The sequence below is a fragment of the Stenotrophomonas sp. 3diitr2024 genome (assembly GCF_042136455.1).
GTDB classification, from domain to species: Bacteria; Pseudomonadota; Gammaproteobacteria; order Xanthomonadales; family Xanthomonadaceae; genus Stenotrophomonas; species Stenotrophomonas sepilia.
Genome location: NZ_JBHHMJ010000754.1, coordinates 1 through 8646, shown reverse-complemented (window position 1 = coordinate 8646; position 8646 = coordinate 1). Strand labels below are relative to the sequence as shown.

Below are 8646 nucleotides of genomic sequence, written 5' to 3'. Positions count from 1 at the left end.
GGTCCGGTTGAGGGGGCGTGAGCGCCATGGATGGCGCGACCGAGGCTACATGGACGTATTTACGCCGCCCCCCTCAACCGGACCCACCCCGCCATCCCACGGAATGCACGCATTTGACGTTGCCTTGGCTTGAAGCGGGTGCAGGGCTGCAAGCCCTGCAATCCCAAACCACTCAGTACAGCGTGCGCTCCGGCGCACCGGCCGGCGGCGGGGTGTACTGGTACAGCCAGGTCTCGGTGAGGGTCTTGCCACCACTGCGCAGGAACAGGCGGATGTCGATCTGCTCGGTACTGCCTTCCGGCGGCACCAGGTCGAACATCGCGCGATAGCCGTTGATCTCGCGCAGCGGGCGCGCCGAAACGATCTCGACCCGGCCACGGCTGGCTTCCACCACCGCTTCGACCTCGGCCTTGTCGATCAGCCTGGCCAGTTCGCCACCTTCGAAGTCCACCGCGAAGCGCCAGCTGAAGTACTCACGCTTCTTGCCGACCACACCGCCCAGGCCGGTGCGGCTGGCCACGCAGTGCGCCAGCGGCGGGCGCGCCGGCGGTTCGGCGCCCCAGTACAAGCGGTAGCCGACCAGCAGCTCCTGGCCCGGCTGCGGCTTTTCCTTCGGGTTCCAGAACGCCACGATGTTGTCGAACGTCTCGTCCACGGTGGGAATCTCCACCAGCTGCACCGAGCCCTCGCCCCATTCGCCCTTCGGCTCCACCCACAGGCACGGGCGCTTCTCGTAGAACACGCCGTCGTCCTGGTAATGGTCGAAATTGCGGTCGCGCTGCAGCAGGCCGAAGCCGCGCGGGTTGCGGTCCACGAACATGTTGAAACGCAGGTTGCGCGGGTTCAGCAGCGGCCGCCAGATCCACTCGCCGGCACCGGTCCACAGCGACAGGCCATCGGTATCGTGGATCTCCGGGCGCCAGTCCCAGCCCATCCGGCGGTCGTTCTCGCCCACCTGGTACATGCTGGTGCACGGGGCGATGCCCAACCGCTCGATCGCCTTGCGCGGGTACAGCGCGCTGTCGATGTCCATCAGCAGCACGTCGCCATTGGTGATCGCGAAGCGATAGGCACCGGCCACGCTGGGCGAATCCAGCAGGCCATAGACCACGATCGTGTCCGAATCGGCCGACGGCTGCTCCAGGTAGTAAGCGATGAAGTCCGGGAATTCCTCCGGCTTGCCCATGCCGGTGTCGATCGCCAGGCCACGCGCGGATTGACCGTACTGGCCTTCCTTGCCGACGGCGCGGAAGTAGCTGGCGCCAAGGAAGGCGGCGAAGTCGCGGTCGGTGTCCTTGCGGGTGTTCAGGCGGAAGCCGGCGAAACCCAGATCGGCCGGCAGCTCGCCATCCTTGATGCCGCTCTTGCCGTAGTTGAACGCCGCGCCGTCATACGCCAGTTCCTGCGCCTTGCCGTCGACCACGTCGAACATGCGCACCGGCGAATGGAAGTACAGGCCCAGGTGGAAGAACTTCGCCTGGAACTTGCCCGGCTGGTCGGCCCACAGCGCATGGTCCTGGCGGTAGCCGATCGACTGGTACTGGTCCCAGTCCAAGCCTTCCAGGCGGCCCGGCAGCACCCGCTTGTGGCTCTTGTAGGGTGCCTGTGCAAGCGCGCGCGCCTGGCCCTTCAGGGTGGCGAAGTCGAACGGCTGCGGTTGGCCGAGGCGGCGCAGGCCCATCTGGCCGCTCCTGCTGGCCGCGCACGCGGGCAGGGACGGAAGGCCGAATGCAGCCAGGGCGAGGGAGGCATTGCGGATGAAGTCGCGTCGTTGCATGCAGGCGCGTCAGGCACAGGGAGGAAGGTCGGCCATCATAGGCAGACAAACGTTAACGGGCAGCGGAGACGCGCCCTGCCCGTTCAGCTGCCGCTGGTCGCCGGCTCAGCGCTGGCAGTGGCTGCACCAGACGCTGGCGCGCTGGCCGATGGTGGCGTGCTTCAGCGCGCGCCCGCAGTTCGGGCACGGCAGCCCGTCGCGGCCGTACACCAGCAGCTCCTGCTCGAAGTAGCCCGGCGCACCATCGGGGCTGATGAAATCGCGCAGGGTGGTGCCGCCGCGGGTGATGGCGTAGCCCAGGATCTCCTTCACCGCGTCGGCCAGCCGCTGGTAGCGTTCTCGCGAGATCTTTCCTGCCTCGCGCAACGGGCTGATGCCGGCCTTGAACAGGCTCTCGGCGGCGTAGATGTTGCCCACGCCCACCACCACCGCCTGGTCCATCAGGAAGGTCTTCACCGGCGCGCTGCGGCCCCGGCTGCGGGCGAACAGGTAGTCGCCGTCGAACGCGTCGTCCAGTGGCTCCGGGCCCAGCCCCTGCAGCAGCGGGTGGATCTCCCCAGCCGGCTGCCAGAGCAGGCTGCCGAAGCGACGCGGGTCGTTGAAGCGCAGCAGGCGGCCATTGTCCAGGCTGATGTCGACGTGGTCATGCGCCCGCAGCGGGGTATCACCGGGCAGCACGCGCAGGCTGCCGGACATGCCCAGGTGCAGCACGGCGCTGCCGATGGCGGTATCCAGCAGCAGGTACTTGGCGCGCCGGCGGATGTCCTCGATGCGCTGCCCCGGCAGCAGCTCGGCCACTTCCGGTGGAATCGGCCAGCGCAGGTCGGCGCGGCGCAGGATCACGCCATGCACGCGCCGGCCCTGCAGGTGCGGCGCCAGGCCGCGGCGGGTGGTTTCGACTTCGGGCAGTTCAGGCATGGTGCGATTCTACGCCCGCTCAACGCGGCGGCGCGGACAGCTCGCGGGCATCCAGGAAGCCATCACCGTTGGCATCCTGCTTGTGGAAGCGCTGCACGATCACCTGCCGCTGCTGCTCGCGGCGGATTGCCCTGCCCTTGCCGCCGGGCAGCTCGTCGGCGCTCAGCACGCCATCACCATTGCGGTCCATGCGGTCGAAGGCATACAGCATCCACTGCACGTACTCGGCCTCGCTGACCTTGCCGTCGCCATCGCTGTCCATCCGCTGCAGATAGCTGGCGGTGTCGGTGACCTGGGCCAGCGCCGCACCCGGCAGCAGCGCCGCCAGCAGAAGCCCGTACCCTGCCCTCACGCGCCCACCAGGCTGTAGCCCTTCAACCGTGCGGCGTAGGCCTGCAACGCCGCGATGCCGCTTTCCTCGGCCTCGCGGCACCACGCCTGCAGCTGATGCAGGCGCTCGGCGGCGTCGTGGCCACGGGCTTCCAGCAGCGCAGCCAATCGCCCGCGGTACTCGACCAGGGTGCGGATGCGCGGCCGCTGCGCCACCCATGCGCTGAGCTGGGCGCGGCTGTCCGGCTTCAGCCAGCGGCCATCGTTGACCAGGCCACGGCGCAACCGGCGTGGCAGCAGGCGGCGCAGCTTGGCCCCGGCCTGCGCGGCCTCCTCGCGCAGGGCCGGCATGAACACGTTGCGCTGGTAATCGGTCATCGCCTGGAAGCGATGCGACAGCAGCGCCTTCAGGGTTTCGGCATCGGGCACGGCGATGTTCGGGCGCACGTCCATGGCCGGTGCCACCCGCAGCACCCTGGCCAGTCGCAGCGCCTGCAGCAGGCGGATCGCACTCCAGCCGATGTCGAACTCCCAGCGCCTCATCGCGAAGCGCGCCGAACTGGGGAAGGCATGGTGGTTGTTGTGCAGCTCCTCGCCACCGATCCAGAACCCCCACGGCGTGAGATTGGTGGAGGTATCGGCCGACTCGTAGTTGCGGTACCCCCACCAGTGGCCCAAGCCATTGACTACGCCCGCCGCCCAGAACGGGATCCACGCCATCTGGATCGCCCACAGCGCCACGCCGGGCAGGCCGAACAGCACACTGTTGATCGCCAGCAGCACTACCGGCCCCAGCGTGGCGTGCGGGGTATACAGGTGGCGCTCGATCGCATCGTCCGGCGTGCCGCGCCCGTACTGCTCGATGTCCGCGCGCATGCCGCGCGCTTCGCGGTACAGCTCCACGCCATGCCAGAACACCTTGCCGATGCCGCGGGTGACCGGGCTGTGCGGATCGTCCTCGGTCTCCACCTTGGCGTGGTGCTTGCGATGGATGGCCACCCACTCGCGGGTGATCATCGACGTGGTCAGCCACAGCCAGAAACGGAACACGTGGGCCAGCGCCGGGTGGAAATCGACCCCGCGATGGGCCTGGCTGCGGTGCAGGTACAGGGTCACCGAGAAGATGGTGATCTGGGTGAAGACCAGCAGCACGCCCAACATGGCCCACCAGCCGAGGCCGAGCACACCACCGGTCAACAGGGACATCAGGGCATCAGACATGGCAGCTCTCCGGATCGACGCGGGGATGGCAGACATGATGGGCGCTTGCGTTGCAAACTGCATCCCTGCGGCGATGTATCGCATCGCCATCCGTGGCACCGTTCACAGTTGGGGACCTGAGTTGTCGAGCCTTGATCCACGCGCCAGCACCATGACTGCCGCCCCGCCCGTTGCGGAGCTGCCCCCCTTGATCGAACTGGACCGCGCCACCGTGGTGCGCGGCCAGGTGAAGGTGCTGCACGGGCTCAGCCTGCGCATCGCGCAGGGCCAGCACACCGCCCTGCTCGGCCCCAACGGCTGCGGCAAGTCGACCTTCATCAAGCTGATCACCCGCGAGCTGTACCCGCTGGCGCAGGTCGACGGCTCCGTGGCGGTAAGGGTGCTGGGGCAGAACCGCTGGCAGGTGGACCGGCTGCGATCGCAGCTCGGCATCGTCACCGGCGATCTCAGCAGCAACCTGGCCGACATGCCGGGCCTGACCGTGGAACAGGCAGTGCTGTCCGGCTTCTTCGCCAGCTACGTGGTGCCGGCCTTCCGCGAAGTGACCGCCGATATGCGCGCACGCGTGGGCGAGACACTGGCGATGACCGGCGCCCTGTCCCTGCGCGACCGCGCCTACGCCGAGTTGTCCGCTGGCGAGACCCGCCGCGTGCTGATCGCCCGCGCGCTGGTCAACCGGCCGCAGGCACTGCTGCTGGATGAACCCTCCACCGGGCTGGACCTGGTCGCCCGCGAGCAGCTGGTGGCGACCATGCGGGTGCTGGCGCAGCAGGGCATCACCCTGGTGCTGGTGACCCACCACATCGAAGAGATCATTCCCGAGATCGAGCGCGTGGTACTGCTGCGCGATGGCCGCGTGCTGGCCGACGGCACCCGCGCCGAGCTGCTGCGCAACGAACCGCTGTCGGCGGTGTTCGGCGGCGCGATCACCGTCTGCGAGCAGGAAGGCCGGCTGACCGCATACGCGGGGTGATCGGCATGCCGTTGTAGAGCCGAGCCCACGCTCGGCTGCTCCTGATCACGGCAAACGGCCGCCGAGCATGGGCTCGCCTCTACACAGGAGCAGCGGGCCGGCCCCCGGCCCGCTGCACGCAACCTCAGAACCGCAACGCCAGCGCGCGCGACTCGATCGGTGCCATCCGGCTCTGGTCCTGCAGCTGCAGGTCACGCAGCTCGTACGGTGCGCCAAAACCGGCCGGCAACGCGGCCTCGTCGAACGGCAGCACCAGCTGGCCGGCGCCTGGGCCATCGAACCACGCGGCTGCATGTGCCTGCGCGACCGGCCTCATCCGGCCATCGCGGGCCGTGGCATACAGCGTGCCACGTGCCTCGTAGCGGCCTGCCGCAGCCACCTGCAGCGGCAGCGCCACCTGGCGGCTGGACGGGTCCGGTGCTGCCTGGCCACTGAAACGCGCGGTCGGCCGTGCCACCGCGAAGGCCACCTTGCCATCGCGCAGCACGCCATCGGCCTGGGCGAACACCTGCAGCTCCCACAGCCCCTGCACGGTGCCGATGTCGGTCGGGATCCGCACCTGCGCGCGCAGGCTGCCATCGGTGGTGCGCAGCAGGCGCTGCGGCCAGCTGCGGCCATCCGGTGCGACAAGCAGGGCTTCCCCCCCCAGGCCGCCACGACGCGATGCCAGCTGCGCGGTGGTGGCGCCGTCTTCCAGCAGGCGTGCCTGCAGCTGCACGTTGCCACCGGCCAGCACCTGCGCCTGGTTGGCCTGCACTTCCAACCGCAGCGGGCTGTTAGGCTCCAGCACCTGCACCACATAGCGGCCCTGCGCCTGCGTGCTCTGCAGGGTGTACGCACCGGCGGCACTGGTCGCGCCGGTGCGCAGCATGCTGCTGCCATCACTCACCGGCATGCCGGCATCCTGCAGCGCGCGCGCATCGACACTGCGGGCCACGCTGCTGCGGCCAGCCGGGTCGCGCACCTGCAGGGTGTTGGCCGGCAGCGCGCGGGCTCCTGCGGCCGGACTCAGCTGGATCACCGCATCGGGCGCCGTCAGCGGCAGGTCCAGGCCGCGCTGCAGCTGCGTGCCATCGACCTGCTGCCAGTAACTGCGGCTGACCGAGGCATATGGCGTGGCCGCCTGCAGCGGCTGTGCCGGGTCCAGCGCCCAGGCAAACGACAACGGCGCGTGTTCGCTTTCATCGGCAGGCAGCGGCGCGGCCACCAATGCGGCAGGCACCTGATCGCCCGCGCGGGCCGCCTGCAGAGGCTGCGCGGCCTGCGCGGCGGAAAGGGACAGTACTGCCAGCACCGCACTGGCCAGCAGGGTGGAATGGGTCGTCATGGTCATCTCTCTCACTGGGTCAGGTCGTTGCGCAGCAGGGTGCCGAGGCCGAAGCACTCGCGCCGGCTCTGGTTGTGGCTGAGCGGTTCTGCGCCCTGGGTGCGCGCTGTGTCGGTGAACCAGGTGGTGCCGGCCGCCTTCTGGCTGCTGCACTCCAGGAAGCCATCGGAGCAGGACGACAACCAGTTCTGGGTGAACTCCAGGCCAACGTTGGCGGCATAGCCACCGCAGTAGCTGTTGCTGTCCCACACCGCCGATTCCACGTCACTGCCGACCACCGCGCGGAACGGCTTGGGCAGCGCCGGGCGACCGGCCGTGCCGTACAGGTTCTGCGCGTTGTAGGTGGCCATGCTGGCCACCTGCTGCTGGCGTACCGCGTCGTTCTTGTAGCCCAGCAGCCAGCCCAGTGACGTTTCGAAGGTATTGCCGTTGAGCACCGCATCGGCCAGTGGCGTGCCCGCCGAAGACGGTGCCAGTGCGTTGACCTTGCGCACCGTGCGGATGATCTTCGGATAGCGGCTGTCGTACGTCGGATTGGACAGGATCCAGCGCATCACGTTGCCGCCGTTGGAATGGGTGATCACCACCAGCTGGGTGATGCCACGGCTGTCGATGAAGCCGGTCAGCTGGTTGGCCAGACAGCCGGCGGCCTCCGGTTTCCACATGTACTGGGTGAAGTCACAGTTGATGACCACATAGTTGCTGCTGTTCGGCAGGCCCTGGCGCACGGTGTCGATGATCGCCGGCTGCCAGTAGTCCTGGGTGGCATTGGTCTGCGCGCCGGTGCCATGCACGAAGGCCACGCCGATCACGTCGGCGGCCTGCGTCGGTGCTGCTGCCAGCCCCAGAAGCAGGGCCAGGACGGTACTTCCTGTTGCGGTGCTGCGCATCGCTTCTCTCCCTCTGTCTTCGGATCCCCCCGACCCGGCTGGAACTGGACGGCCCCTGGTGCCTGCCGATGTGCCGATGCTCACGGTGCGGCCGCGTGAAAGTCCGTGCGCTGCGCCCGGATTCAGCAGACTGGCACCCTTCGATGACGTTCTTCATCTCCTGTGATGACCATGCCGGGTCTGGCCGTATGACCGATGGCCACTGCGGTGCCGCGCACGGGCTGCGATCATGACGCGATGTTTTTCCTCCGGAGCCCGTCCATGTCGCTGATTTCCCACCCTGCCCGCCCGCTGCTCGGCCTCGCCGTTGCCGTGGCCCTGGCCGGCTGTGCTGCCACGGCCACCAAGCCGACCGCCGTCGAAGCCAACATCACCACCAAGGCCGTGGGCTATCTGGACAAGAGCGCTGTTCCGGCCAGCCTCGATCTGGTGCCGGCACCGCCGGTGGCCGGTTCGGCCGCCCTCGCCCTGGACGAACAGGTCAGCCGTGAAGCCCGCGCGCTGCGAGGCAGCCCGCGCTTCGCCCAGGCCGGCATCGATGCGGAACTCGGCTTCCCCGAAGGTGCAAACCACTTCTCCTGCGCCGCCGACATCGACGTCGATGCGGTGAAGACTCCGGCGCTGTATCGACTGCTGGAGCGCAGCCGGATCGACGCCAGCGCCGCTACCAAGGCAGCCAAGAACCACTACCAGCGCCCGCGCCCGTTCATGGTCAACGGTGAGCCGACCTGCTCGCCGAAGGACGAGGATGGCCTGCGCAAGAATGGTTCCTATCCATCCGGCCACACCGCGATCGGCTGGGCCTGGGCACTGATCCTGTCGGAGATCGTGCCGGACCGCGCCGATGCCATCCAGGCCCGCGGCCGCAACTACGGCGAGAGCCGCCTGGTATGCAACGTGCACTGGCAGAGCGACATCCTCGAAGGCCGCTTCATGGGTGCCGCCGCCGTGGCCCGCCTGCACGACAACGCCGCGTTCAACAAGGACCTGCTGGCCGCACGCAAGGAGATCGCTGCCGCGCGCAAGGCCGGCCTGCACTCCAGCCGCGACTGCACCACCGAGAACGCGGTACTGAAGGTGCGCCCGCAGAGCGCGCTGTAGGCGCCTGCGCGATCGGCCATTGCCGGCCAGCGGCCGGCACTACCGGTGGGTGCGAAGCAGAAGGGCCGGCAGTGCGCCGGCCCTTCTTCATTGCACTACCGCAGCGACC

Annotated in this window: 8 protein-coding genes; 2 read left to right on the top strand and 6 right to left on the bottom strand. The window is 68.7% G+C overall.

Going from position 1 to position 8646, the window contains the following annotated elements:
* Nucleotides 1-172: 172 nt before the first annotated feature.
* The 4 genes from ABGA94_RS19870 to ABGA94_RS19855 all read right to left on the bottom strand — a co-directional run bounded on the left by ABGA94_RS19870 (nucleotide 173) and on the right by ABGA94_RS19855 (nucleotide 4246).
* On the bottom strand, nucleotides 173-1777 hold the full coding sequence (locus tag ABGA94_RS19870) for a glucan biosynthesis protein (protein WP_069138171.1): 1605 nt from the start codon (nucleotides 1775-1777) through the stop codon (nucleotides 173-175).
* A 105-nt stretch (nucleotides 1778-1882) separates the two neighbouring features.
* Nucleotides 1883-2695 carry a bifunctional DNA-formamidopyrimidine glycosylase/DNA-(apurinic or apyrimidinic site) lyase gene (mutM, locus tag ABGA94_RS19865; RefSeq protein ID WP_005421105.1) on the bottom strand — a complete coding sequence of 271 codons (813 nt, stop codon included), beginning with the start codon at nucleotides 2693-2695 and terminating at the stop codon, nucleotides 1883-1885.
* Between the two features lie 19 nt (nucleotides 2696-2714).
* Entirely contained in the window at nucleotides 2715-3047 is a 333-nt protein-coding gene (locus tag ABGA94_RS19860) for a hypothetical protein (RefSeq protein WP_061480454.1), read from the bottom strand.
* Nucleotides 3044-4246 (bottom strand): acyl-CoA desaturase, encoded by a 1203-nt coding sequence (locus ABGA94_RS19855; protein WP_188248845.1) that lies wholly within the window; start codon nucleotides 4244-4246, stop codon nucleotides 3044-3046. The genes ABGA94_RS19860 and ABGA94_RS19855 overlap by 4 nt, the downstream gene beginning before the upstream one ends.
* 151 nt (nucleotides 4247-4397) lie before the next feature.
* Between ABGA94_RS19855 and ABGA94_RS19850 the strand changes: the two genes are divergently transcribed.
* Complete coding sequence (locus ABGA94_RS19850) at nucleotides 4398-5219, top strand: ABC transporter ATP-binding protein (protein ID WP_053496707.1); 822 nt, start codon at nucleotides 4398-4400, stop codon at nucleotides 5217-5219.
* 124 nt (nucleotides 5220-5343) lie between these two features.
* Here ABGA94_RS19850 and ABGA94_RS19845 read toward each other — a convergent pair whose 3' ends face one another.
* Nucleotides 5344-6546: a DUF4785 domain-containing protein gene (locus ABGA94_RS19845; RefSeq protein WP_032954734.1), complete on the bottom strand. Its 1203-nt coding sequence runs from the start codon at nucleotides 6544-6546 to the stop codon at nucleotides 5344-5346.
* An 11-nt stretch (nucleotides 6547-6557) separates the two neighbouring features.
* Nucleotides 6558-7436 carry a hypothetical protein gene (locus ABGA94_RS19840; RefSeq protein WP_134956137.1) on the bottom strand — a complete coding sequence of 293 codons (879 nt, stop codon included), beginning with the start codon at nucleotides 7434-7436 and terminating at the stop codon, nucleotides 6558-6560.
* 261 nt (nucleotides 7437-7697) lie between these two features.
* Between ABGA94_RS19840 and ABGA94_RS19835 the strand changes: the two genes are divergently transcribed.
* Nucleotides 7698-8537 carry a phosphatase PAP2 family protein gene (locus ABGA94_RS19835; protein ID WP_375367970.1) on the top strand — a complete coding sequence of 280 codons (840 nt, stop codon included), beginning with the start codon at nucleotides 7698-7700 and terminating at the stop codon, nucleotides 8535-8537.
* Nucleotides 8538-8646 lie beyond the last annotated feature (109 nt).